Annotated in this window: 1 pseudogene; it reads left to right on the forward strand. The window is 80.0% G+C overall.

What is annotated here, in order from left to right:
- Positions 1-167: 167 nt before the first annotated feature.
- Positions 168-776, forward strand: a pseudogene (locus tag ACFXA3_RS08465) (hypothetical protein); the annotation flags it as partial.

Here is a 776-nt window from a genome sequence, read left to right on the forward strand (position 1 = left end):
GGGCACACCTCCGCGCCACGGCTCACGGGCACCACACCGGTACGACTATTGCGCTCCTCCGTGAACGGGAGAGCCCCGCACCCTAGGCTCTGAGCACGCTGCGTGATCTTGGGCCGCGGGCCGCGGCCACACGGCCCAGGAACCGCCCGAGCCCCCGCAGGAGCGCGATGTCCGACAGCCAGCCGCAGCAGCCCTCCCCCTTCCCGCCGGGCGGCCGTGGCGAGGACGGCGGCCAGGGGCCGCAGCGCCCCCCGGCCGGCAACCCGAACGCGGCCGCCGCCGAACCCCCCACCACCCTCCTGCTCGCCGGGGCCCGCCTCACGGACGGCCGCACGGTCGACGTCCGGCTCGGCGGCGGCCGGATCCAGGCCGTCGGCACCGCGGGCAGCCTGCCCTCCCCCGCGCTCAACCGGGTGGACCTCGGCGGCTACCTGCTGCTGCCCGCCCCCGCCGAGCCGCACGCCCACGGGGACACCGCCCTGACCGCCGACGGCGAGGGCCCGGTCTCGTACGCGCCCGACGAGGTGCAGCGCCGGGCCACCGAGGCCGCCCTGCTCCAGCTGGGGCACGGCGCCACGGCGGTGCGCTCCCACGTCCGGATCGGCGACGTCCACGGCCTGGGCCCCATGGAGGCCGTGCTCCAGGCCCGCCGCTCGCTGCGCGGGGGCACCGACCGGCACGCCGGGGGCCGCGGCCCCCCCGGGGAGCGGCCCGGGGGGGGGCACGCGGGGGCGCCGGGTGGGGGGGCCCCTGGGAGGTTTGGCGACCGCCAACGC

This window comes from Streptomyces sp. NPDC059456, from assembly GCF_042750055.1.
In the GTDB taxonomy this organism is placed as follows: Bacteria; Actinomycetota; Actinomycetes; order Streptomycetales; family Streptomycetaceae; genus Streptomyces.